The following is a 23,472-nucleotide window of genomic DNA, read 5'->3' as shown; positions in this document are numbered from 1 at the left end:
GATTCGACTGCTCTGTCGGGGATGGGGGAGAAGAGCGGGGATCAGCGGCCGAGTCGTCGGAGGTCGATGAGCATGGCCTGCTGGGGGTTGAGCGTGGGCAGCGGCACACCGGCGACGGCGAGCACGGAGCCCGGCACCTCGATCGCGTCCGCGACCGCGGCCGTCACCCAATCGGGGTCGTTGCCCTGATGCCGACTGGTGGCGCCGAGTTCCTCGCGGATCCGGATGCGGTAGGTGGCTGCGGCATCGAGTCCGGGGAAGCGCACGCGCCCCGACTGCCCGGCAGCGGAGGTCGCGAATCGGCTCCAGGTGAACAGCGCCTGCGAGCCGTCCTGCGCGACGACGCCGGCGAGAGCCGTCGCCTGATCGGAGAGATCGGCGTTCACGACCCTCCCGCTGTGCAGCAGCTCGCGGAACTCCCGGTACAGACCGGTCCACCTCGCGATGACGGCGAGCTCGTCGTCATCCACGGCAGTGAGGTCCTGCTCGATGCCGGCGTGCGCCGTGAGGGCGGCGACGAGGCGGAACGACAGGTCGGTGTGGCGAGCGGTGGTGTGCGATCTGGACGCACCGAGGTGCGAGCCGATGAGCTCCGGAGGCACGAGAGCGCGTGTCCACCGCTCGATCTGGATGCGTTCGACCGGGTCGTTGCAGTCAGAGGCCCATACCCGGTCGGTGCGATCGAGGATGCCGAGGTCGACCCGTCCGCCGCCGCCGGAGCACGTCTCGATCTCGAGTCCGGGGTGGCGCTCGCGCAGCTCATCGAGCAGCCGGTAGAGGGCCCGCGTCTGGCGGTGCACGCTCGGACGGTCGCCGTCGTCCGCCCGGCTGACAGCCTCGAGCAGGTCGCGGTTGTGATCCCACTTGAGGTAGTCGATCGAGTGCTGGCGGACGAGCGCGTCGATCCGCTCCAGCAGATAGGCGTAGGCCTCCGGCCGCGCGATGTCGAGGACGTGCTGCGAGCGGGATTCGGGGCCGAGCCCCTCGGCGGGTCCGAGGACCCAGTCCGGATGCGCGCGGGCGAGGTCGGAGTCGAGGTTGATCATCTCGGGCTCGAACCACAGCCCGAACTCCATGCCGCGGGCGCGCACGGCGTCGACGAGGGGCCCGAGGCCCTCCGGCCACACCTGATCGTCGACGTACCAGTCGCCGAGTCCGGCATCCGCCTCCCTGCGCCCGCGGAACCATCCGTCGTCGAGGACGATGCGCTCCACTCCGACCTCCGCCGCCCGCTCGATGAGGGCGGTCAGCCGGTCGAGATCGTGGTCGAAGTACACCGCCTCCCAGGTGTTGAGGACCAGGGGGCGCGGAGTGCGGGGGTGCGCCGGGCGGGCGCGGAGGCGGCGATGCAGCCGATCGCTGATCTGGTCGAGCCCGCCGTCGGACCAGATGAACAGCGCGGTCGGCGCGTCGTAGCGGTCGCCGTCCTCGAGGATGATCTCGCCGGGATGCAGGTCCTCGCCGGTGCCGAGGATCGAGCTGAACGCGCCGGCGCCCTCGGGGAGACGCTCGGCGAGGTACTGCTGCTCGCCGCTCCAGGCGAGATGCGTCGCCCAGATCTCGCCGTGCCCGAAGCCGAAGCCGGCGGTCCCGGCGGCAAGGAGGAACGGGGAGTCGTGACCCGGCTTGCCGCGGTGGGCGGCGCGGCGATGCGTCCCGAAGCCGAGCGGGGAGCGCTGCGGCGACCGCTCGCGGCACCACTTGCCCGTGAAGTCCAGGATCTCCGTCGCGCGCTCAGGCAGCGGAAGGAGCGAGACGACACCGCTCACCGTGTAGGCGATGGAGCCGAGGCGAGGACTCAGCGCGGCGTCGCGTGCGAGCGAGGTGTCGACCGAGAGCACGCCGTGGGCATCCAGTCGATAGCGGAGGTCCGTGCGGACGCCCGCGATCGTGTCCTCGAACTCGAGCGAGATCGACCCGCCGAGAGCGTCGGACGGCACCTCGACCCGGTGCCGCACGAGGCGGGGTCGCGGCGTCGTGGCCCGCCCCTGCGCGTGACCGGAGAGCGCCGGCGTGCCGGACCATCCCTCGTACTCGGTGGGCAGGGCGGAGAAGGTCCGGGGGATGTCGGGGGAGTTGTTGAGCTGGGCGGGTCCGCCGGTCAGGGCGAGAGCGGATGCGGTCGTAGGGCTGAGGTCTCCGAGGTCCGCGCCCCAGTGCAGCACACGGGGGATCGGGTCGGAGATCTGGAGGACGAAGGCGGCACCTGCGGCGCGGAGTGCGACGACGGTGTCTGCACGGGAAGTCATGGGATGAGACCCTCCGGTAGTTACTTGACATCGTCAATAAACCACGTTCGCGATGCACGCGCAAGCGATCGACGGAAATCGACGAATCCCGAATCCGGCGTTTACTTTTGCCGCTCGGCGTGATTTTATTACGACGTAAAGTAACCCTGCCCTGGGAGGGCGACATGAAGCTCAGTGCTGAGCATGCACTCACCGCGGAGGTCTCGCCATCGAGGCCCCGCAGCACCACCGCCCGTTCTCGGTTCGCCCGAAGCCTGCGCCGATACTGGCAGCTCTACCTGCTGCTCCTGCTGCCGGTGATCTGGTTCATCGTGTTCCGCTACGTGCCGATGGCCAACGCGGTGATCGCCTTCAAGAACTACAACCCGATCGATGGCGTGTGGGGGAGTCCGTGGGTCGGATTCGACAACTTCACCGCGCTGTTCCGCAACCCGGTCTTCCCGAAGCTGATCGGCAACACGTTCATCCTCGCGGTCTACACGCTGATCGCGAGCTTCCCGCTGCCGATCATCCTCGCGATCATGCTCAACGAGGTGCGGCTGCGGTTCTTCACGCGCACCGTCCAACTGGTGACGTACGCGCCGTACTTCATCTCCACGGTCGTCATCGTGTCGATGACGATCCTGCTGCTCTCTCCGAGAGTGGGCATCCTCGGCCGGACCCTCAGCTTCTTCGGCGCCGGCCAGGTCGACCTGCTCGCGAGCTCCGACTTCTTCCGCCACATCTACGTGGCGACGGACATCTGGACGACGACCGGGTACTCGGCCGTCATCTACCTCGCCGCCCTCGCCTCGGTCGACACCTCGCTCTACGAGGCCGCCAAGATCGACGGCGCCTCGCGGCTGCAGAAGATCTGGTACGTCGACCTGCCCTCGCTGCTGCCCACCGCGACGATCATCCTGATCCTGGGGGTCGGCAACATCATGGCGATCGGCTTCGAGAAGGCCTTCCTGCTGCAGAACGCCCTGAACCTGTCGACGTCCGAGATCATCCCCACGTACGTCTACAAGACCGGCATCCTCAATGCGAACTTCAGTCTCGGAGCGACCATCGGGCTCTTCAACGCCGTCATCAGCCTTGTACTGCTGCTGGTCGTCAACGGCATATCCAAGCGAGTGACAGGAAGCGGGTTGTGGTGAGCACCGTGATCAGAGAACAGCCCCTCCTCACCGAGGAGATCGTCGTCGCCTCTGCGAAGGGACGGGGACGGGGACGCCGACGCCGCGACCCGATGACGTCCGGTGTGAAGGTCAAGGAGACCAGGGGCGACCGCATCTTCGTGGTCGCCGCGTACGTGCTCCTCACGGTCTTCCTGCTGGTCGTGCTCCTGCCCCTGCTGAACATCGTCGCCAGCTCCTTCTCGAGCCCCCAGGCGGTGTCGTCCGGGCGGGTGCTCTTCTGGCCCGTCGAGTTCACGCTCCGCGGCTACACCGAGGCGCTGAACAACCCCGCGATCCTCCGTGGATTCGGCAACTCAATCTTCTACACCGTGGTCGGGACGCTCATCAGCGTCGCCGGCACGATCGCGATCGCGTATCCGCTCTCCCGGGCCAACCTGTTCGGCCGCAAGACCCTCACCGGCGGGGTCGTGTTCACCATGCTGTTCTCCGGCGGAGTCATCCCGATGTACATCGTGGTGCAGTCGCTCGGCCTCCTCGACACGCGCTGGTCGATGCTGCTCCCCAACGCCATCGGCGTCTGGCAGGTCATCATCGCCATGGTGTACTTCCGCACCTCGATCCCCGACGAGGTCTACGAGGCCGCGCAGCTGGACGGGGCGAGCGAGCTGCGCATCCTCTGGACGATCGTGCTGCCGCTGGCCAAGCCGCTCATCGCCGTGATCGCCCTGATGTACGCGATCATGCAGTGGAACTCGTACTTCGACGCACTCCTCTATCTCCGCGACGCCGACCTGCAGCCGCTGCAGCTCGTGCTGCGCGGCATCCTCATCCTCAACGACGGGGGCGGAGGCGGCGATCTCGCCGCCCAGCTCGAGCGTCGAGAGCTCGCCGACCTGCTGAAGTACTCGACCGTGATCATCGCCACCGTGCCGATGCTCATCGTGTACCCGTTCGTCGCGAAGCACTTCAGCAAGGGAATCATGGTCGGCGCCGTCAAGGGCTGACCCCTCCCACCCAGACCCACCACACACACCCGCACACCTGAACCGGTCAAAGGAGATTCCGGCAATGACACACCGCATCACACGAGGCGTGATCGCAGCGGTCACCGTCGTCGCGACGGGACTGGCGCTCGCCGCCTGCACCGCGCCGAGCGACGACAACGGCCAGCTCGTCGCATTCGGCCCCCAGGGCGAGAACGGCTCGCTCAAGGACAATCTGTTCACCCAGGAGGTCGAGAAGAAGTTCGACATCGACTTCGACTGGCAGACCACGACCTACGACGGCAGCGTCGCGGGGGAGAAGCGTCAGATCTCGCTCGCGAGCGGCGACTACCCCGACGCGTACTTCCTCGTGCCGTGGGTCGACGGATTCTCGCGGAACGAGATCCTCAAGTACGGCCAGCAGGGCGTGCTCATGCCGCTCGAGGACCTCATCGACGAGTACGCGCCCAACCTCAAGGAGCGCTTCGAGGAGAAGCCCGACTGGGAGCAGTCGGTCACCGCGCCCGACGGGCACATCTACGCCATCACCCAGTGGAGCGAGTGCTTCCACTGCAGCTTCCCCTCGAAGCTGTGGATGAACACCACATGGCTCGACGCCCTGGGGCTCGAGCAGCCGACCACGACCGAGGAACTGCGCACCGTGCTGCGTGCCTTCAAGGACGGGGACCCGAACGGCAACGGCGCAGCAGACGAGGTGCCGCTGAGCGGCTCGGCGTCGGAGCCCATCATCAACTACCTCATGAACGCCTTCACCTACGCGCCGGTCGGTGGGCCCTCCAGCCCGCCGCCGCTCGTGCTCGACGGCGATGAGGTCGCGCTGAACGCCATCTCCGACAGCTGGCGGGAGGGATTGGAGTACATCACCTCGCTCGCGCAGGAGGGCCTCCTGGACACTGCGGCGTTCACCCAGAACGGCGATGCCCTCAAGGCGCTCGGCGACAGTGCGGACGCCCAGGTGCTGGGCTCGGCTGTGACGCTGCACCCGTACGTCTTCGTCTCGGCGGATTCGCCCGACGGCCGTGACAAGAACTACGACGCGGTCGCACCGCTCGCAGGGCCGGACGGCACGCAGCTCGCCACCTGGCGCTCGCCGGTCAACCCTGTCGGGACCTTCGCGCTCACGAACAAGTCGACCGAGGAGGAGCGCATCGAGGCCATCAAGCTGCTCGACTACCTCGCCACGGACGAGGGTCAGATCCGCGCGTCGATGGGCCCGGAGGGGGAGGCATGGGTGCCGGCTGAAGAGGGCGATCTCGCGCTCGACCCCGAGCTCGACCCGACATTCCGCCCCGTCACGTACGACGAGACGTCGAACGCCGCCTGGCGCTCGATGTCGCAGTACTGGGACTCGCTCGAGTTCCGCAACGCCCAGGTCGTGCCGGAGGACATCTACACCCCGGACGGCTACGAGCGTCGTCTGCTGTATGCGACGCAGGAGTACGAGCCCTACAAGCCCGACGAGAGCATCCTGTTCCCGGTCGAGAAGCTGTGGCCGGACCTGGAGACGTCGGCGGAGCTCGCCGAGCTGCAGACGAACATCGCGACCTACATCACGCAGGCGCAGGCGGAGTTCGTGACGGGACAGCGCGACATCGCGGATGACGCCGCGTGGGACGCGTACGTCGCCGACATCGAAGGGCTCGGACTGGACCGCTACCTGGAGCTGCTGCAGGCGGCATACGACGCGCTCTGATCGACACGGGATGCGCGGGACGGATCATCCGTCCCGCGTATCCCTGTTTCCGCAGTCGCGGGCTGGGCGCGAGAAGGGGACGGATGCCGTGGCATCCGTCCCCTTCTTCAGCGCAGTCCGAAAGGTCAGCGCACGAGGGACTGGATCGCGGCGGCGGATGCGCCCCTGGCCCAGTCCTCGAAGGTGTGCGGACGCGTGAGGATGCGGCATCGGACGGCGGCACCGAAGGCGTGCGCCTCGAAGGCGTCGCGCAGCGTCTTCTCGAACAGGTCGAAGTCCGAGACGCCCTCACCGCCGATGATGACGACCTCGGGACCGGTGAGGTTGACGAGCGTGGCGATGGCGGTGCCGATGAGCCTGGCGGCCTCGCGGAACGCACCGTCGGCATCCGGGTCGCCGGCGTGAGCGAGCGCGACGGCCTCGTCGATGGTGACCGTGCGGCCCAGCGCCGTTGAGACGGCGGTCTCGATCGCCCCCGTCGAGGCGGCGGCCTCGACGCAGCCGCGGCGTCCGCACGGGCAGACCAGCGTCGGATCCGCCAGGGGGAGGTGGCCGATCTCGCCGGCGACGCCGAACGCGCCGCTGACGACCTCGCCGTTGAGGTGCAGGCCGCTTCCGATCCCGCGCCCGATGGTGACGATGGCGAACGAGGCGGTGCCGAGACCGACTCCGAACCAGTGCTCGCCGATCGTGAGGGCGTGCACGTCGTTCTCCAGCGTGACGGGCCAGGGGAGGCGCTCCTGCAGCAGGTCGCCGAGGGGGACATCGGCCCAGCCCATGATGTTGGACTCGCGGACGACCCCGGTGGAGCTGTCCACGTCGCCCGAGACGGCGACTCCGACACCCGCGATCGCCGACGCGCTGTCGCCCAGCGCCGTGCGCAGGTCCTCGACGATCTCGGTGATGGACTCGATCACCGAATGGGGGTCGTCGGAGGAGAGCGCGCGTCGCTCACTCGCGAGCACGGTCGTCCCCAGATCCGTCGCGACGGCGATGATCTCGTCGACATTGACCTTGACCCCGATCATGACCATTGCCTCGAGCACGATCGACACGGGGCTCACGGGGCGTCCGGGGGTGCCGTCGCGATGCGAGGCCGGCGGCGCGTCGACGAGGCCGGCGGCGACCAGAGGGGCGACCGCCTTGGTGACCGCTGCCTGCGACAGACCGGTCTGGCGGGCGATGTCGATGCGGCTGATGGGGCTGCGCGTCAGGATCGTCTCGAAGACCCTCGACCCGGCGTCGGACGCTGAGCGGATGAGGGTGGTGCGCGAGGCGGTGTCGTGGTCCATCGGGTCCTTCGAGTCGTGTCGGCTATCGTAGCGAATCCGCCGCCGAACGGGACTTCGTCCGCGCGGCGAGGTGTGTGGCCGCGAACTCGAGCGCGTTCTCCTCGTCGAGGTCTCCGCCGGCTTCGTGGCCGTTGTACGGCCACAGCACCACAGTCTTCTCGCCACCGTACGTGGTGAAGGCGGGCAGCACGGTCGCGGGCGGAGCGATGCCGTCGAGCATCCCGGTGCTGAGCAGCGCAGGGGCGGTCGCCCTCTTCGCGTGGTTCACGCCGTCGAAGTAGCGCAGCGTGTCGAGCGCCGCGCGGACGTCGCCGCGGCGGTCCGCGAAGTACTGGGTGAGGAGCGAGTACGGATGCTCGCCGCTCAGCGTCGCGGCTCGATCCAGCTCGCACAGGAACGGGGCCTGCACGATGACCGCTGCGAGGTCGGGGACGAGACCGGCGATCGCGAGCGCGATGCCGCCGCCCTGGCTCGCGCCCACGGCGCCGACCCTCGTGGGGTCCACGAGGTCCAGGGTGCGGAGCGCGTCGACCGCGCGCACCGCATCGGCGTAGACGCGGCGGTAGTAGTACTCCTCGGGCGAGCGGATGCCGCGGGTGAGGAAGCCTCCGGCGGAGGGACCGCCGTCGGCGTGGTCGTCATCCGTGTCGCCGTGCCCCTGGCCGCGGGCGTCGACCACGAGGTGGGCGTAGCCGGCCGCCGCCCAGCGCAGATCTCGGAGGGCGTGCCCTCGACCGTTCCCATAGCCGAAGAACTGCACGAGTCCGGGAAGCGGCTCGGTCACGCCGTGCGGCACGCGCAGCCACGCGTGGATCGGCGTGCCCCCGAAACCGCGGAACGACACGTCGAACACATCGATCCGCGTGAGGCGCGTCGGGTACGGGGTGACGGTGAGGTCGAGAGGGAAGCTCCTGGTGCGGGCGATCGTGTCGCGCCAGAACTCGTCGAAGTCCTCGGGCTCGGACTGGGTCGTCGGCATGTCGACGATCGACGTCTCACCGCGCATGCGATCCCTCCCGCCCCGCCACGTCGGAGCGGAGCCTCGCGTAGTCCGCCAGATCGACGGAGGCGGATGCCGGGAGCACCACCGCGATGTCTCGGTCGCCGTCCGAGAGCATCACCGTGCGGTCCTCGGCGCCCGGGTTGTGCAGCGCGCCGCCCGTGACTCGCCCCTCTCGCCAGGTGAGATCGAGCAGCAGGCCGGGGCGGATGCCGATGCCGTGCACCTCGCCGTGACTCCACGACGACGGCAGCGCCGGCAGCAGCCGCACGCGACCGCCGTGGCTCTGGACGAGCATCTCGGTGATCGCAGCGGGGAAGCCGAGGTTGCCGTCGATCTGGAACGGCGGATGAGTGCTGAACAGGTTCGGCAGGAGCCCGCCCCATTCGGAGCCGTCGACCGGGCCGTGTCTGGTGGCGTCTCCGTCGAAGGGGGTCAGAGCCTCCTCCAGCAGGGAGGCGGCGATCTCGCCCTGCCTGGCCCTGGCGCGCAGGGCGATCTTCCAGGCCCACGACCACCCCATGGCACCGGGTCCGCGGGCATCGATCAGACGGATCGAGGCGTCGAACAGCTCGGGGGTCCGCTCGGGAGTCACCGTGTCGAGCGGGAACAACCCCACGACCGGCGAGAGGTGGCGGTGCAGGGGCTCGTGCTCCTCGACCTCGGCCGACCATTCGAGCAGTCGCCCGTCCGAGCCGACCTGCAGCGGCGCGAGGGCCGCCAGGGCGTCACGGATCTCCGCCTCGAGGGCATCGTCGAGGCCGAGGTCGTCGATCGCGACGAGGGCGCGTTCGAACAGCGAGCCGATCAGGCTGAGGTCCGACGTCGCAGTCAGCCCGAGAGCAGTCGGGCTGCCGTCGGCGGCGACGTACGAGTTCTCCGGCGCGGTCGAGGGCGAGGTGCGCAGCATCCCGTCGGCATCGGGGGTCAGCCAGTCGAGGCAGAACTCCACCGCTCCGCGCATCACGGGCCAGATGCGCTCGCGCAGCAGCACGCGGTCGCCGGTGAACTCGTAGGCGTCCCAGAGGTTGTGGGTGAGCCAGACGCCGCCCATCATCCAGATCGCCCAGCTCGCGGCGCCATGGCCGTCCCCGACAGGGAGCGTCCAGCCCCAGACGTCGGTGTTGTGGTGGGCGACCCAGCCCCGGGTTCCGTACAGCTCTCGCGCGGTGTCGGTGCCGGTCGCGGCGAGACGTTCGACCAGGGCGAGAAGCGGTTCGATGACGTCCGGGCCGAGCAGCACGGGAGCCGCCCAGTAGTTCATCTCGGTGTTGATGTTGATCGTGTAGTTCGACGACCATGCCGGCTGCAGCTGGTCGTTCCAGATGCCCTGCAGGTTCGCCGGGGGACTTCCCGCTCGGGAGCTGGAGGCGAGCAGGTACATGCCGTACTCGGCGGCGACGGTCGCGCGCAGGAGCGGATCCGGCCCGTGCAGCACATCGCGGTCGACACTCCAGGTGCCGTCGCGCCGACTGCCGATCGCGAACCGCGCCCGAGTGGTGCGCCGCCGGTCGGCGACGTGCTCGGCGAGGAGGGCGAGGGCATCGCGGCGAGCCGCGGCATCCGCTCTCTCTCGTGCGCGATCCCGGATCGCCTCGCGTGAGGCGGTCCGCCAGTCCCCGTCGGCGTCGGCCCACCACGACCCGGCGCGCGACGATGTGGACAGGGCGATCAGCAGGCGACGAGCCTTGCGGACGACGAGGCGACCGTCGATCGGTCGCACCTCGCCGTCGGAATCGATGGCGACCGAGACGGCCGCATAGGCATCGAACTCCGTGTCCTCTGCGGCATGGTCCTCTGAGGCACGGTCCTCTGAGGCATGATCATCTGCCGCATAGCGCAGGGGGTCCGTGGTCTCCTCGTGCAGGGGCGCGCCGTCGATGGGCGCCTGCACGTCGAGGAGCAGCCCGTCGACGTGGGCGGAGGCCTGGCCGCGGAGGGGAGTGTCGAGCGCGATCGATGCGTCGAACTCGACGTCGGAGGAGAGCTCGATGAGCAGGGCGCCCGCCGGTGCGGAGACCCACGACCGCCGAGTGAGGCGACCGCCGGGGAGAGCGAGGCTCTCGGTCAGCGTCGCCTGATCCAGGTCGAGGGTCCGCGCGGGCTCGTCCCCGACGGGGAGCACCTCCGCTCCGTCGATGCGGACATGCAGGTCGGCGAGGGGCAGGTACTCCTGCGAGTAGGGTCCCTCGAACGCCATCAGGAGGTCTTCGGCGCCGCGCACGTCGCCGATCGCGAGCGCTTCACGCACTCGCTGCAGACGTTCGGGTCCGGCGCCGCCGGCGCGCACCTTCCGCAGCGCTCTGCCGGGACCGTCCGGCGTGCCCGACCAGATCGTCGAGTCGTTGAGCTGGTAGTGGCCGTCCGGTCCGCCGAAGGCCATGGCTCCGATCCGACCGTTGCCGAGGGGCGTCGCCTCCTCCCAGTGGGTGGCGGGGGCATCCCAGGTCAGGCGCAGGGTGTCGGTCATCGCACTCCGGTGTGTTCGATCGATCTCGATGTCACCGTCAGCGTAGGCGGCATTAATTGCCGCTGTCAAGTAAATACCGGCACCCTGCGTGCCGTGGGGTCAGAAGCGCAGGAGCACCTTGCCGACGCGACCGGCGGTGTTGCTCGCGCGCACCGCATCCGCGGCATCGGCGGCGTCGAAGATCCCGGCGACGGGGAGGGTCAGCGTGCCGTCGGTGACGCGCTGGATCAGCTCGCCGAAGAGCGCGCCTCGCGTCTCGGCATCCATGGTCTGGATGACCTTGCTGCCCCAGAAGCCCTTGACGGTGGCCTGCTTGAAGATCACGTCTCCCGAGGCGATCTCCATGGTGGGGGAGTTCATGGCGCCGAACGCGACGAGGGTCCCGCCCTCGCCGAGGAGGGAGAGGACGTCACCCGCAGAGCTGCCGCCCACCGAGTCGATGCCGAAGGCGACGTGCGCGCCGTCTGTGATCTCGGCGACCTGCTCGCGCCAGTCGTCCGCATCCGTGGAGACCACCTTCTCGATGCCCTGCTCACGCAGTTCGTCGACTCCGGCCGAGCGTCGGACGAGCCCGATGACGTTGATGCCACGAGCGGCACCGAGCTGGGCCAGCATACGGCCCACCGCGCCGTTGGCGGCGTTCTGGACGATCCAGTCGCCCTTCTGGGCTCCGAGGAACTGCAGCAGGCTGATGGTGCTGAACGGCATCGAGACGAGCTGTGCGGCACTCTCGTCGCTGAGCGCGTCGGGCACGGGGATGAGGCCGGCGGCAGGTGCCACGACGTACTCCGCCCAGGCGCCGAAGGTGCCGCCGGTCGCGACGCGCTGTCCGACGGCGAGGTGGTCGACGCCCTCACCGAGCGCGTCGACCACGCCGAGCGCCTCGGTGCCGGATGCCGCGGGGAGCTCCGGCTTGAAGCCGTACGTGCCGCGGATCGTCCACAGGTCGTGGTTGTGGATCGGTGACAGCACGATCCGCAGACGGACCTGGCCGGGGCCGGGGTTCGGGGTGGGGCGCTCGGTCAGGCTCAGTACCTGCTCGGGTTCGCCGAACGTGTCGTGGGTGAGTGCGCGCATGGTGGCTCCTTGTGGGATTGTCGGGGATCGGTCTGTGGGTCGTGCGGAGGGTCGGTGTTCGATCAGTCGTCGGTGACGGTGATCTCGACCTCGATGTTGCCCCTGGTCGCATTGGAGTACGGGCAGACCTGGTGCGCCGCGTCAGCGAGAGCCTGGGCCTGATCGTGGGGCAGGTCGGGGATGACGACCTCGAGCTGCACCGCGAGACCGAAACCGCCATCGCCGTTCGAGCCGATCTGCACGCGGGCTCCGACCGAGGAGTCCGTGATCTTCACCTTCTGAGAGCGTGCGACGGTCTGCAGCGCGGAGTGGAAGCACGCGGCGTAGCCGGCGGCGAACAGCTGCTCGGGGTTCGCGCCGTCGCCGCTTCCTCCCATCTCCTTCGGGATGGCGAGGTCGAGGTCGAGGCGCGTGTCGCTCGTGGCGACGCGGCCGTTCCGGCCCGCTCCGGTGGCGAGTGCTTCAGCGGTGTAGAGAGCATCCATCGTGTGGATTCCTTCCGTTCGGGGTGTCAGTGAGTTCGGGGTGTCAGTGAGTCCGGGATGTCAGTGGTCGGCGCGCTGCAGTCGGGCGGTCAGCTCCTGCAGCTCGGTGATCAGGCGGCGCCGCTCGTCGTCGTCCTGCATGCCTGCGAGCGCGGCGATCTTGGTGTGCACCGGCGCGACCTCGGCGCGCAGCGCGGTACCCGCGTCGGTCAAGCCCACGGTGACGACGCGCTCGTCCGCCGTGCTGCGGGCGCGCGCCACGAAGCCCGCCTGCTCGAGACGGCGCACGAGGGGCGAGAGGGTGCCGGAGTCCAGCTGCATCGCGTCGCCGAGCGAGCCGATCGTCTGCTCGCCCTCCATCCAGAGGATCGCGAGGACGAGGTACTGCGGATACGTGAGGCCCCACGGCGCCAGGAGTGTGCGGTACGCCTGCGTCGTCGCGCGGGCGGCGGAATACAGCGAGAAGCACACCATCTCATCGGTCACGGCCATTCCCTGAGTATTGCACGCGATTGAATTGTGCACAACCCAATCGATCACGCGTCGCGGAAGGCATTCCACCCCGCGGAGCGATTTAGCTAGCTAAGCTAGTAGTCATGGAACGGTACATTCGGCTGCGCTGGGTCGGCCTCGTCTTCATCAGCATCGCGGTCTCGCTGATCATCGTCGACTCGACGATCGTGAACGTCGCGATCCCGGCGATCGTCGACGACCTCGGCATCACCTCGACCGAGGTGCAGTGGGTGCAGGAGGCCTACACGCTGATCTTCGCCGCGTTGCTGCTCGTGTTCGGCAGCCTGGCCGACCGGTTCGGCCGGCGACGGGTGATGCTGATCGGCGTCGTGATCTTCGCAGCATCCTCGGTGCTCGCCGCATCCGCTCCGGATGGCGGGATGCTGATCCTCGCCCGCCTCGCGCAGGGAGTGGGCGGCTCGATGATCCTGCCGACCACCCTCTCGATCATCAATGCGACCTTCCGGGGGCGCGAGCGCGGCATCGCATTCGCCGTCTGGGGGTCGACCATCGGCGGTATGGCCGCACTCGGCCCGCTTCTCGGCGGCTGGCTGACGACGGCCTTCTCGTGGCGGTGGGCCTTCGGCATCAACATCCCGCTCGGCATCCTCATCATCATCGGCGTGCTGCTCACCGTCGCGGAGTCGCGCAGCGACCGGACATCTCGGATCGACGTGGTCGGGGCGGTGCTGTCGGTCGTCACGATGGCGAGCCTCGTCTTCGGACTGATCGAGGGACGCACCTACGGGTGGTGGCTGGTCGATCAGCGCCCGCAGATCGGCGACTGGAGCTGGCCGTTCGACCTCTCGCCCATCCCGTTCGCGTTCGCGCTCGCCCTGGTGGCGCTCGCCGCGTTCATCGCCTGGGGCGTACGCCGCGAGCGCCAAGGTCGATCGACCCTGCTGGCTCTGCGTCTGTTCTCCATCCCGTCGTTCCGCAACGGCAACATCGCGGCGACCGTGGTCTCCCTCGGCGAGTTCGGAGTCATCCTGGCGCTGCCGCTGTGGCTGCAGTTCGTGCTCGGCTTCGACGCGCTGCAGACCGGGCTGCTGCTGCTCGCTCTGGCGGGAGGCTCGTTCGTCGCGAGCGGCGCGGCGGGCGCGGCGAGCGGCAGGATCGCTCCGGTCTGGGTCGTGCGCGCCGGACTCATCGCCGAGGTCGTCGGTGTCGCCGGGGTGGGCTTCGTCATCGCGCCGGACGCATCGTGGGTGCCGCTCATCCCGTTCCTCTTCGTCTACGGCCTGGGCGTCGGACTCGCGACCGCGCAGCTCACCGGAGTCGTCCTCGCCGATGTCCCGGTCGCCGACAGCGGTGCAGCCTCCGGCACGCAGTCGACGTCGCGCCAGCTCGGCGCGGCACTCGGCGTGGCCGTGCTCGGCACCGTGCTGTTCACCAGCACAGCCGGCATCCTCGCGTCCTCCCTCGACGCGCGTGGCGTCCCGGATGAGCAGCGCGATCAGATCGTGTCGGCCGTCGTCGACAGCGCGGGCGCGGCGATCAGCGGGCTCGAGACGGACCCGGACACCGCCGCGATCGCGGACGACGCGAAGGCGGCGTTCTCGGACGGCACGCGGTTCGCCGCGTGGACGGCCGCGGGCTTCCTGGCGCTGGGACTGCTGTCGACGATCTCGCTCGGATCGGGCTCCGGGCGGACCCGAGAGTCCGAGGACGCGGACGAGGTGGAAGCGCACGCCGAACCGGACCGCTCGTAGCGCGCACCGGACGCACGAAACCCCCGCCTGAGACAGGCGGGGGTTTCGTGCGTGCGGTTGTGTGTGCCCCCGACAGGAGTCGAACCTGCGACCTACGGTACCGGAAACCGGCGCTCTATCCACTGAGCTACGGAGGCGTACCGATCGACAATATCACTGCTCGGGGGTGGTCTCCGACCCACCGGCCTCGGTGACCGGCGCGTCGCCGAGTTCCGCGAGCGCGGCGGCCAGCTTCTCGGCCAGGTAGCGGTGGCCGTCGGTGGAGGGATGCTTGCGCCCGACCTCCACGTCGATGACGGCGAGATAGTTCTGGTCGGTGATCCAGTCCTGAGCGATGGGGGAGATGTACCACCAGCCCCGGGCTGCGGCGAGTGCACCGAGGTCGGTGTCGATGCGTGCGGTCTCCGCTCCCACCGGCAGCTCGTGCGGTGCAGGGCCGAGGATGACGATCGTCGCCTCCGGGTACTTCGCGGACATCGCATCCCACGCCGCGGCGACCGCCTCGCGGTAGCCGGCCTCGCCCTGGGCGCGGTCGTTGATCGACCCCTGCATGATGATCAGGTCGGGGGAGAGGGCCGGATCCAGGGCGGCGATGCGCTCTCCGAACGCGGGACCGTCCAGGCCGGGCTTCAGGTACCCGCTGCCGCGGACGCCGTTCACGATCGTCTCGCCTGCCAGAAGGTCGGCGAGCACATATGCGTACCCCTGCGTCGGCTCGGTGGCCGCCGAGCCGTAGGTCCAGGAATCGCCGAAGACCAGCACGGTCGGATGCTCGGGAAGGAGCAGCGGGACCGGCGCGATCGCGACCGCTTCCTCATCCGTCGCGGCAGCTCCGACCGGGGCGGTCGAGGGCACCGGGACCCACGGACGCCACACGCCGAGGACCACCGCGGCGACCGCCAGGACGACGGCGACGACGAGACCCGCGACGGGCAGACGGTGACGGGTGGACGCGGCCTTCATGGCATGACTGTAGATCACGAAACCGCCTGCGCAAATTCGGCGGCCCGACCCGCCGTAAACTGGGTGGTCTATGAACCCTGAAACGCTCGCCGAAGCCCTCCTCGCCGTCCTCGCACCGATCGCCGAGGAACGACGTCCCGGCGAGCCGTTCACGCTCACCGCATCCGACATCGTGTTCGAGCGTCCGCGCAACCGGGACCACGGCGACTGGGCGTCGAACATCGCGATGCGTCTCGCGAAGCAGTTCGCGACGAACCCCCGCGAGCTGGCGCAGCAGATCGCCGATGGCCTCGCAGAGGTCGACGGTGTGCAGAACGCCGAGGTCGCAGGACCCGGGTTCATCAACATCCGCCTCGATGCCGCAGCCGCCGGCGCCCTGGCGAAGCTGATCGTCGACGCGGGATCGGCCTACGGGACCAACGACTCCCGTGCGGACGAGACGATCAACCTCGAGTTCGTGTCCGCGAACCCGACCGGCCCCATCCACCTCGGCGGTACCCGCTGGGCCGCGGTCGGCGACTCGCTCGCGCGCATGCTCACCGCGCAGGGAGCGAAGGTCACCAGGGAGTACTACTTCAACGACCACGGCGGGCAGATCGATCGCTTCGCCCGCAGCCTCGTCGCCGCTCACCTGGGCGAGCCGACTCCGGACGACGGCTACGGCGGCGGATACATCCTCGACATCGCCAAGCGCGTCGAGCTCGCCTACGACGGAGACCTCTCGGCACTCTCGCCGGAGGACCTGCAGGAAGCCTTCCGCGCGCACGGCGTGAACCTGATGTTCGACGAGATCAAGGCGAGCCTGCACGAGTTCGGCGTGGACTTCGACGTGTACTTCCACGAGAACGATCTGCACGAGTCGGGTGCCGTCGAACGCGCGATCTCGCGGCTGCAGGAGCTCGGCCACATGTTCGAGGCGGACGGTGCGCTCTGGCTGCGCACGACCGAGTTCGGAGATGACAAGGACCGGGTCGTGGTGAAGTCCGACGGACAGCCCGCCTACATCTCCGGCGACCTCGCCTACTACCTGAACAAGCGCGAGCGCGGCTTCAACCGGTGCATCATCATGCTCGGTGCCGATCACCACGGCTACGTGCAGCGGCTCATGGCGATGTGCGCCGCCTTCGGTGACGAGCCGAACGTCAACCTGCAGATCCTCATCGGGCAGATGGTCAACCTTGTGCGCGACGGCCAGCCGATGCGCATGTCGAAGCGCGCGGGCACCGTCGTCACCCTCGAGGACCTGGTCGAGATCGTCGGCGTGGATGCGGCACGGTACGCCCTGACGCGGAGCTCGACCGACTCGAACCTCGACATCGACCTCGACGTCCTGCAGAAGCGGACGAACGACAACCCGGTCTTCTACGTGCAGTACGCGCATGCCCGCACGCACAACGTCGCCCGCAACGCCGCCGATTCCGGAGTCGACCGCTCGGAGTTCGCACCCGAGACGCTGACGCACGAGACCGAGGCCGCCCTGCTGGGCGCCCTGCAGGAGTTCCCTCGCATCGTCGCCTTCGCCGCCGAGGTGCGCGAGCCGCACCGCGTCGCCCGTTACCTCGAGGAACTCGCCGGCCTGTATCACCGCTGGTACGACAACTGCCGTGTGATCCCGCAGGGCGACGACCCGATCGAGACGGTGCACCGCACGCGATTGTGGCTCAACGACGCCGCAGGGCAGGTATTCCGGAACGGTCTCGATCTGCTCGGCGTGTCCGCTCCCGAGCGCATGTGACCCGGCTGTCGTCCGAGCTGTAGGGCAGGATGGCAGCATGAGCGACGACAACCACACCCTCCCGTATCCGGCCGGCGATTCCGAGCATCCGACGCTCGTGATCCCGGGTGGGAAGGGCGAGGATGCGGTCGCGGCCGCTCCGGCGAAGCGCCGACGCACGCGGTGGCCGTGGGTCCTGCTGATCGTCGTGGTGGTCCTCGCGCTGCTCGCGGTCGCGGCGGAGCTCGTCGTCCGCTCGATCCTCCCCGGTGTCGTGCGCTCCATCGTCATCGACCAGCTCGACCTGCCGGCAGATCAGGAGCTCGACGTCGAAGCCGACGGCATCCTCATCCCGCAGCTGATCGGGGGCACCCTCGACACCCTGCACCTGTCGACGGACTCGGTGACGCTGGAGGGGATCACGGGTGCGGTCGACGTCACCGCGACCGGTGTCCCGCTGCGGGGCGGCGACCTGCGCGGCGCATCCGGCACCATCCGGATCGACGAGTCGCAGTTCACCACGCTGCTGGAGGGCACCGAGCTCCCGATCGAGACGGTGACGCTGGAGTCTCCGAACGCGACGGTCGCGGGTTCGGTGACCGTGCTCGGTATCGCGATCCCGATCTCGCTGACCGTGACGCCGGGCGTGGTCGAAGGCGATCTCGAGCTCACGCCTGTCGGTCTGACCATCGGCGGACTGGAGGTCGACGCGGATCAGGTCGGCTCGTCGCTCGGAGCGCTGGGCGGACGCCTCACCGAGACGCAGCGCATCTGCATCGCCGACCAGCTGCCGGCCGGGATCACGCTCACCGGGCTCGAGATCGAGGGCTCGGATGCGGTGATCGACGTGGACGTCGACGGCGCGATCGCCACGGATCAGACCCTGCTGGAGAAGGGCGTCTGCCCGCAGAGCTGAGCGGTCAGTCCGCGGACACCTTCGCACGCGCCTCGCGCTCGGCTTCCTGCGCGGCCCTGAGCTCGGAGGTCGCGAGTGTCACCTCGGCCTCGGCGCGCTGCACCCGGCGCTGCTCGAAGGTCGCCGCACCGAAGCGGGCGTGCACCCGGTCGTGACGCTCCTCCTCGGAGGTGACGATGTAGGCGCACGCGATCAGGATCACCTGGGTCGACAGGTTCAACCAGATCAGCAGTGCGAGCAGCGAGGCGAACGAGGCGAGAAGCGGGTTGCTCGTCGCGCCGCCGATGAAGAGGCCGGAGAGCTCCTGCAGCACGAGGAGCCCGATGCCGCCCACGAGGGCCCCGATCCACAGTGAGCGCGCGGAGGCGTGCACGCCCGAGAGCAGGCGGAACACCCCGGCGATCAGCACCGTGTCCAGAGCAAGCACCACCAGCAGCGAGATGATGCGCAGGCTCCAGGTGGCGACGGGGGAGTCCTCCGGGATGCCGAGCAGTCCGCTGACCCAGCTGATCCCGAGCCTGCCGATGAAGGTGACGGCAGCTGCGGCGACGAACAGGGCGGCGACCCCTGCGGCGAGCAGGAGGTTGCGCAGCAGCACCCAGATGAACAGGACGTCGTCGTGGGCGGTCCCGGCCAGGACCCGCACCGCGGTGCGCAGCGAACCGACGGCGCCGAGGGCGGAGCCGATCAGCGCGACGGTCGAGACGGCACCCGCGATAGAGAGGGAGAGAGGCTCGCGGAGGTCGGCAGGGTCGACCACGCCGTTCTCGCCGATGAGGCCGGGGACGACGGACTGCACGGCGTCGATGATCGCGCCCCAGGCCTCGGGGTTCCCGGCCAGCCAGAGGGCCGCGACCGAGAAGCCGAGCAGCACGGCAGCGAAGACGCTGAACAGGGCGCGATAGGTCACGCTGTCGGCCAGCATGGCGCCTCGGCGTTCCGAGTACAGCAGGAAGGCGCGCACGGGGCGCAGCCTGAGAGCCCAGCGGATCACCGCGGCGACGGCGCGCGGGATCGGACCTGGCCGGCGGGCTTCGGATGCTGCGGATTCGGTGCTCACGCTCACCACCTTAGGAGGGGCGCCGACGTGGTCGCAGGGGGTTGACGCGGGGTGTCACCATGACGGATGCGGCATGGGCGGTGCCCTAGAATCGGGGGCAACCTCGCAGTGCGCCCGCCCGCCCGAGACCCGTCCCACGATTGGTGATCCTTGCTTTCCCCTGCCGATTCGCTCGCCCCGGAATGGCTCGTCGTGCCCGACGACGTGAACGACCTCCCGAGTGCCGTCTGGCCGGCATCCGCCGCTCGCGACGCGGACGGAGTCGTCCAGCTGGCCGGGATCCCCGCGACCGTGCTCGCGCAGACCTACGGCACTCCGCTGCTCGTCGTTGACGAGGACGAGGTGCGCTCACGCGCCAGGGCCTTCCGCCTCGCGTTCGACGCCGCAGCGGCCGACCACGGCACGACCGCGCAGGTCTACTACGCCGGTAAGGCGCTGCTCACCACCACCGTGGCCCGCTGGGTCATCGACGAGGGGCTCCGCATCGACGTGTGCACGGGGGGCGAGCTCGAGGTCGCCCTCGCCGCCGGCGTCGCACCGGCCTCCCTCGGATTCCACGGCAACAACAAGTCCGTCGCCGAGCTCGAGCGGGCCGTCGACGTCGGCATCGGCACGATCATCGTCGACAGTGCGATCGAGATCGAGCGGCTCGCGGCGATCACCGCGCGGACGGGTACCGTCCAGCGCGTGCTGGTCCGTGTGATCAGCGGCGTGCATGCCGAGACCCACGACTTCCTCGCGACCGCGCACGAGGATCAGAAGTTCGGATTCCCGCTCGCCGAGGCGGAGCAGGCGGTCGCCCGCATCCGCGAGATCCCCGGCATCGAGTTCGCCGGTCTGCACTGCCACATCGGGTCGCAGATCTTCGGCGTCGCCGGATTCCGGGAGTCCGCCGCGCGGGTGCTGGAGCTCCACGCCACGCTGCTCGAAGACGGACCCGTGCCGCAGCTCAACCTCGGCGGGGGGTTCGGGATCGCGTACACCAGTGTCGACGACCCCACGCCGATCGAGACCCTGGCGGCCGAGATCGTCGATGCGGTCGCCGAGGGATGCGAGGCACGCGGGATCGCCGTCCCCGCCCTCTCGTTCGAGCCGGGTCGGGCGATCGTCGGCACCGCCGGGGTGACGCTCTACGAGGTGGGCACCACCAAGGACGTCTCGCTCGACGCCGGCACCAGCCGTCGGTACATCAGCGTCGACGGCGGGATGAGCGACAACGCGCGCCCCGCGCTCTACGGCGCCCAGTTCTCCGCCCGGCTCGCCTCGCGCGCCGGGGTGGGCGAAGCTCGACTCAGCCGCGTCGTGGGCAAGCACTGCGAGTCCGGCGACATCGTCGTGGACCACGAGTTCCTTCCCGCCGACGTCTCGCCCGGCGACCTGCTGGCGGTCCCCGCCACCGGCGCCTACTGCGCGCCGCTGGCGAGCAACTACAACCACGTCCCTCGTCCTCCGATCGTCGCCGTGCGCGACGGGAGGTCGTCGGTCATCGTCCGCGGCGAGACCATCGCAGACGTCCTCGCGCGGGATGCCGGCATCGAGGCCACCGGGATCGACCGCTGAGCGGAGCCGCCGACCGCGCGGCTCCTCACGATCCACCACCGACCACCCTCCTAAGGAGTAGCAATGACGACTGAGTATCGACGACTTCGGGTGGCGCTCCTGGGCGCCGGCGCGGTCGGCTCGCAGGTGGCCGACCTCCTGCTGCGCCACGGCGACGAGCTCGCCGACCGCGCGGGCGCCTCGCTCGAGCTGGCCGGGATCGCCGTGCGGAACCTCGACGCTCCGCGCGACGTCGATCTTCCGAAGGAGCTCTTCACCACGGATGCCGAGTCGCTGATCCTCGGGTCCGACATCGTGATCGAGCTGATCGGCGGCATCGAGCCCGCCCGCACCAGCATCCTGCAGGCGATCGGCTCCGGCGCCGACGTCGTCACGGCCAACAAGGCCCTGCTCGCCACCCACGGTCCCGAGCTCTTCGAGGCGGCGGATCGGGTGGGCGCGTCCGTCTACTACGAGGCCGCCGCCGCCGGGGCGATCCCGATCATCCGTCCGCTGCGCGACTCGCTCGCCGGTGACCGGGTCGTGCGCATCATGGGCATCGTGAACGGCACCACGAACTACATCCTCGACCGCATGGACACCGAGGGGGCGGACTTCGCCGACGTCCTCGCGGACGCCCAGCGTCTCGGCTATGCGGAGGCCGACCCCACCGCGGACGTCGAGGGATATGACGCCGCGCAGAAGGCGGCGATCCTCGCCAGCCTCGCTTTCCACACCGCTGTTCCGCTGGAGGCGGTGCACCGCGAGGGCATCACCTCGATCACCGCGTCGATGATCGAGGAGGCCCGTGCGGCCGGCTTCGTCATCAAGCTCCTCGCCGTCTGCGAGCGCATCGAGGCCAACGGCGCCGAGTCGATCTCGGTCCGCGTCTACCCGGCGCTGGTGCCGCAGTCGCACCCGCTCGCCTCGGTGCACGGCGCCAACAACGCCGTGTTCGTCGAGGCGGAGGCCGCGGGCTCCCTCATGTTCTACGGCGCGGGAGCGGGCGGCGTGCAGACGGCATCCGCTGTCCTCGGCGACGTCGTGTCGGCCGCCCGCCGCCACATCGCCGGCGGGGTGGGCGTGGGCGAGTCGACCCGCGCGAACCTGCCGGTCGTGCCCATCGGGCATGTCACGACGCGCTACCAGATCACTCTCGAGGTCTCGGATGCCCCGGGTGTCCTCGCCACGGTCGCCGGGATCCTCAGCGACGGAGATGTGTCGGTGGCCACCGTCGTGCAGACGGTCGAAGGCGAGGCGGAGCCGACCGCGCGACTCGTCATCGGCACCCACCGGGCCACGGATGCGGCTCTCAGCGCCACCGTCGACGCCCTCGCCGACAGCGCTGTCGTCGAGCGCGTGGTCTCGGTGCTGCGCGTGGAAGGCGAGTGACGATGGCCGCAGGGCGCTCGGTCGAGGTCACGGTCCCCGCGACCAGTGCGAACCTCGGCCCAGGGTTCGACACGCTCGGCCTCGCGCTCAGCGTCTACGACACGCTGCTGGTCACCGAGCTCCCCGCGGGAGAGCTCGAGATCGAGGTCTCGGGGTCGGGCGCGGACGAGATCCCGCGCGACGGATCGAACCTCATCGTCCGCACGGTGGCGCACGTCTACGCCGACGTCGATCGCCCGCTCCCCGGCCTGCGGATCGTCGCGGAGAACGGCGTGCCGCACGGCCGCGGTCTCGGATCCTCCGGCGCGGCGGTGGCCGCCGGCATCCTCGCGGCCAAGGGGCTACTCGAGGGCGATGTCGAGATCAGCGACGCCGACATGCTGCGTCTCGCGACCGAGATCGAGGGACATCCCGACAACGTCGCCCCCGCGCTGTTCGGCGGACTGACGATCGCGTGGGTCGGAGAGCGCGGACCTCAGCACAAGAAGCTGCTCGTGCACCGCGGTGTCTCGCCGCTGGTGCTGGTGCCCTCGTACACGATGTCGACCTCCAAGGCGCGCTCGCTGCAGCCGCCGCAGGTCTCGACGGCGGATGCGGTGTTCAACGTCTCGCGCTCCGCGCTCCTCATCGCGGCACTGACCCAGAGTCCTGAGCTGCTGTTCGACGCCACGGCCGACCGGCTCCACCAGGACTACCGTGCCGAGGCGATGCCCGAGACGCAGCGCCTCGTGCAGGCGCTGCGCGCCGCCGGTTTCGCCGCCGTCGTCTCGGGGGCAGGCCCGAGCGTCCTCGTCCTCGCGGACGGTCCCGGCAGTCGACAGGACGCCTTCGAGCTCGCCGAATCCACGACCGACACCCCGTGGGATGCGCTCCTGCTCGCGGTCGACGTCCGTGGTGGTACAGTGGGGGATCGAGCGGAGGGCTCCACGTGACTGCGTGAATCTGGCCCCATTGCAACTCTGCAAGACCCGCACGCAAACCCCTGTGGCACTGCTCTTTCCGAGAACCTCGTTCTTTCTGAGAACCCAGTGCCGAGGCTGGCTGGCGCCGAGCGTCAGCCCGTGCGACCGCGCGCAGCACCCGTTGTGCGCGTACCGCTCATGTCTCCGAGACCAAAGAGGGAGTACTCGTGGAGAATTTCTCCGAGACCCAGAACGACCAGGCGGCATCTGCCGCTGAAGCTCCGGCACAGGCCGTGAGCTCCGACGCGGCGGCCACCGCCGCGACCGAGGTGGCACCGGCCCGCAAGCGCGCGCCGCGCCGGGCGAGCAC

Annotated in this window: 18 protein-coding genes and 1 tRNA gene; 9 read left to right on the top strand and 10 right to left on the bottom strand. The window is 69.5% G+C overall.

Annotated elements, in window-relative coordinates:
* Window positions 1-41 precede the first annotated feature (41 nt).
* On the bottom strand, window positions 42-2,249 hold the full coding sequence (locus ACESK8_RS03630; protein WP_372967308.1) for an alpha-galactosidase: 2,208 nt from the start codon (window positions 2,247-2,249) through the stop codon (window positions 42-44).
* Between the two features lie 164 nt (window positions 2,250-2,413).
* On the opposite strand from ACESK8_RS03630, the gene ACESK8_RS03625 reads away from it, so the two are divergent.
* The 3 genes from ACESK8_RS03625 to ACESK8_RS03615 all read left to right on the top strand — a co-directional run bounded on the left by ACESK8_RS03625 (window position 2,414) and on the right by ACESK8_RS03615 (window position 6,067).
* On the top strand, window positions 2,414-3,388 hold the full coding sequence (locus ACESK8_RS03625; RefSeq protein ID WP_372967307.1) for an ABC transporter permease: 975 nt from the start codon (window positions 2,414-2,416) through the stop codon (window positions 3,386-3,388).
* On the top strand, window positions 3,385-4,374 hold the full coding sequence (locus ACESK8_RS03620; RefSeq protein WP_372967306.1) for a carbohydrate ABC transporter permease: 990 nt from the start codon (window positions 3,385-3,387) through the stop codon (window positions 4,372-4,374). Before ACESK8_RS03625 ends, ACESK8_RS03620 begins: the two co-directional genes overlap by 4 nt.
* Before the next feature lie 64 nt (window positions 4,375-4,438).
* Window positions 4,439-6,067: an extracellular solute-binding protein gene (locus ACESK8_RS03615; protein ID WP_372967305.1), complete on the top strand. Its 1,629-nt coding sequence runs from the start codon at window positions 4,439-4,441 to the stop codon at window positions 6,065-6,067.
* Window positions 6,068-6,192: 125 nt separating this feature from the next.
* Here the strand turns inward: ACESK8_RS03615 and ACESK8_RS03610 are convergent, their stop codons facing one another.
* From ACESK8_RS03610 to ACESK8_RS03585, 6 genes are all read right to left on the bottom strand, one after another.
* Window positions 6,193-7,359 (bottom strand): ROK family protein, encoded by a 1,167-nt coding sequence (locus ACESK8_RS03610; protein WP_372967304.1) that lies wholly within the window; start codon window positions 7,357-7,359, stop codon window positions 6,193-6,195.
* Window positions 7,360-7,381: 22 nt separating this feature from the next.
* The gene (locus ACESK8_RS03605) at window positions 7,382-8,365 is read right to left on the bottom strand and encodes an acetylxylan esterase (protein WP_372967303.1); all 984 of its coding nucleotides are present in this window, start codon (window positions 8,363-8,365) and stop codon (window positions 7,382-7,384) included.
* Window positions 8,355-10,829 carry a glycoside hydrolase N-terminal domain-containing protein gene (locus ACESK8_RS03600; protein ID WP_372967302.1) on the bottom strand — a complete coding sequence of 825 codons (2,475 nt, stop codon included), beginning with the start codon at window positions 10,827-10,829 and terminating at the stop codon, window positions 8,355-8,357. Before ACESK8_RS03600 ends, ACESK8_RS03605 begins: the two co-directional genes overlap by 11 nt.
* A gap of 99 nt (window positions 10,830-10,928) precedes the next feature.
* On the bottom strand, window positions 10,929-11,906 hold the full coding sequence (locus tag ACESK8_RS03595) for a zinc-binding dehydrogenase (RefSeq protein ID WP_372967301.1): 978 nt from the start codon (window positions 11,904-11,906) through the stop codon (window positions 10,929-10,931).
* Between the two features lie 62 nt (window positions 11,907-11,968).
* Window positions 11,969-12,391 carry an organic hydroperoxide resistance protein gene (locus ACESK8_RS03590; RefSeq protein ID WP_372967300.1) on the bottom strand — a complete coding sequence of 141 codons (423 nt, stop codon included), beginning with the start codon at window positions 12,389-12,391 and terminating at the stop codon, window positions 11,969-11,971.
* Between the two features lie 60 nt (window positions 12,392-12,451).
* A complete protein-coding gene (locus tag ACESK8_RS03585) occupies window positions 12,452-12,883 on the bottom strand; it encodes a MarR family winged helix-turn-helix transcriptional regulator (RefSeq protein ID WP_372967299.1) in 432 nt (143 codons plus the stop codon).
* A 104-nt stretch (window positions 12,884-12,987) separates the two neighbouring features.
* Between ACESK8_RS03585 and ACESK8_RS03580 the strand changes: the two genes are divergently transcribed.
* The gene (locus tag ACESK8_RS03580; RefSeq protein ID WP_372967298.1) at window positions 12,988-14,616 is read left to right on the top strand and encodes an MFS transporter; all 1,629 of its coding nucleotides are present in this window, start codon (window positions 12,988-12,990) and stop codon (window positions 14,614-14,616) included.
* A gap of 64 nt (window positions 14,617-14,680) precedes the next feature.
* On the opposite strand, the gene ACESK8_RS03575 is transcribed toward ACESK8_RS03580, so the two are convergent.
* Window positions 14,681-14,753: transfer RNA gene (locus tag ACESK8_RS03575), tRNA-Arg, on the bottom strand.
* Between the two features lie 16 nt (window positions 14,754-14,769).
* Window positions 14,770-15,579 carry an SGNH/GDSL hydrolase family protein gene (locus ACESK8_RS03570; RefSeq protein WP_372967297.1) on the bottom strand — a complete coding sequence of 270 codons (810 nt, stop codon included), beginning with the start codon at window positions 15,577-15,579 and terminating at the stop codon, window positions 14,770-14,772.
* Window positions 15,580-15,649: 70 nt separating this feature from the next.
* On the opposite strand from ACESK8_RS03570, the gene argS reads away from it, so the two are divergent.
* Together argS and ACESK8_RS03560 are read left to right on the top strand one after the other, a co-directional pair.
* On the top strand, window positions 15,650-17,314 hold the full coding sequence (gene argS / locus ACESK8_RS03565; RefSeq protein ID WP_372967296.1) for an arginine--tRNA ligase: 1,665 nt from the start codon (window positions 15,650-15,652) through the stop codon (window positions 17,312-17,314).
* A gap of 37 nt (window positions 17,315-17,351) precedes the next feature.
* On the top strand, window positions 17,352-18,209 hold the full coding sequence (locus tag ACESK8_RS03560) for a DUF2993 domain-containing protein (protein WP_372967295.1): 858 nt from the start codon (window positions 17,352-17,354) through the stop codon (window positions 18,207-18,209).
* A 4-nt stretch (window positions 18,210-18,213) separates the two neighbouring features.
* Here ACESK8_RS03560 and ACESK8_RS03555 read toward each other — a convergent pair whose 3' ends face one another.
* Entirely contained in the window at window positions 18,214-19,269 is a 1,056-nt protein-coding gene (locus ACESK8_RS03555; protein ID WP_372967294.1) for a YihY/virulence factor BrkB family protein, read from the bottom strand.
* A gap of 150 nt (window positions 19,270-19,419) precedes the next feature.
* On the opposite strand from ACESK8_RS03555, the gene lysA reads away from it, so the two are divergent.
* The 3 genes from lysA to thrB all read left to right on the top strand — a co-directional run bounded on the left by lysA (window position 19,420) and on the right by thrB (window position 23,132).
* Window positions 19,420-20,829, top strand: a complete 1,410-nt coding sequence (gene lysA / locus ACESK8_RS03550) for a diaminopimelate decarboxylase (RefSeq protein WP_372967293.1) — start codon at window positions 19,420-19,422, stop codon at window positions 20,827-20,829.
* 63 nt (window positions 20,830-20,892) lie between these two features.
* Window positions 20,893-22,200: a homoserine dehydrogenase gene (locus tag ACESK8_RS03545; protein ID WP_372967292.1), complete on the top strand. Its 1,308-nt coding sequence runs from the start codon at window positions 20,893-20,895 to the stop codon at window positions 22,198-22,200.
* Window positions 22,201-22,202: 2 nt separating this feature from the next.
* On the top strand, window positions 22,203-23,132 hold the full coding sequence (thrB, locus tag ACESK8_RS03540; protein WP_372967291.1) for a homoserine kinase: 930 nt from the start codon (window positions 22,203-22,205) through the stop codon (window positions 23,130-23,132).
* Window positions 23,133-23,472 lie beyond the last annotated feature (340 nt).

It is taken from the genome of Microbacterium sp. (assembly GCF_041641055.1).
In the GTDB taxonomy this organism is placed as follows: Bacteria; Actinomycetota; Actinomycetes; order Actinomycetales; family Microbacteriaceae; genus Microbacterium.
This window is presented reverse-complemented; position numbering and strand designations above follow the sequence as displayed.

What these genes read in the sequence shown, in the direction of transcription:
- ACESK8_RS03630 (WP_372967308.1), bottom strand. Translation starts at nt 2,249, where the DNA reads ATGACTTCCCGTGCAGACACCGTCGTCGCACTCCGCGCCGCAGGTGCC.
- ACESK8_RS03625 (WP_372967307.1), top strand. Translation starts at nt 2,414, where the DNA reads ATGAAGCTCAGTGCTGAGCATGCACTCACCGCGGAGGTCTCGCCATCG.
- ACESK8_RS03615 (WP_372967305.1), top strand. Translation starts at nt 4,439, where the DNA reads ATGACACACCGCATCACACGAGGCGTGATCGCAGCGGTCACCGTCGTC.
- ACESK8_RS03610 (WP_372967304.1), bottom strand. Translation starts at nt 7,359, where the DNA reads ATGGACCACGACACCGCCTCGCGCACCACCCTCATCCGCTCAGCGTCC.
- ACESK8_RS03605 (WP_372967303.1), bottom strand. Translation starts at nt 8,365, where the DNA reads ATGCGCGGTGAGACGTCGATCGTCGACATGCCGACGACCCAGTCCGAG.
- ACESK8_RS03600 (WP_372967302.1), bottom strand. Translation starts at nt 10,829, where the DNA reads ATGACCGACACCCTGCGCCTGACCTGGGATGCCCCCGCCACCCACTGG.
- ACESK8_RS03595 (WP_372967301.1), bottom strand. Translation starts at nt 11,906, where the DNA reads ATGCGCGCACTCACCCACGACACGTTCGGCGAACCCGAGCAGGTACTG.
- ACESK8_RS03590 (WP_372967300.1), bottom strand. Translation starts at nt 12,391, where the DNA reads ATGGATGCTCTCTACACCGCTGAAGCACTCGCCACCGGAGCGGGCCGG.
- ACESK8_RS03585 (WP_372967299.1), bottom strand. Translation starts at nt 12,883, where the DNA reads ATGGCCGTGACCGATGAGATGGTGTGCTTCTCGCTGTATTCCGCCGCC.
- ACESK8_RS03580 (WP_372967298.1), top strand. Translation starts at nt 12,988, where the DNA reads ATGGAACGGTACATTCGGCTGCGCTGGGTCGGCCTCGTCTTCATCAGC.
- ACESK8_RS03570 (WP_372967297.1), bottom strand. Translation starts at nt 15,579, where the DNA reads ATGAAGGCCGCGTCCACCCGTCACCGTCTGCCCGTCGCGGGTCTCGTC.
- argS (WP_372967296.1), top strand. Translation starts at nt 15,650, where the DNA reads ATGAACCCTGAAACGCTCGCCGAAGCCCTCCTCGCCGTCCTCGCACCG.
- ACESK8_RS03560 (WP_372967295.1), top strand. Translation starts at nt 17,352, where the DNA reads ATGAGCGACGACAACCACACCCTCCCGTATCCGGCCGGCGATTCCGAG.
- ACESK8_RS03545 (WP_372967292.1), top strand. Translation starts at nt 20,893, where the DNA reads ATGACGACTGAGTATCGACGACTTCGGGTGGCGCTCCTGGGCGCCGGC.
- thrB (WP_372967291.1), top strand. Translation starts at nt 22,203, where the DNA reads ATGGCCGCAGGGCGCTCGGTCGAGGTCACGGTCCCCGCGACCAGTGCG.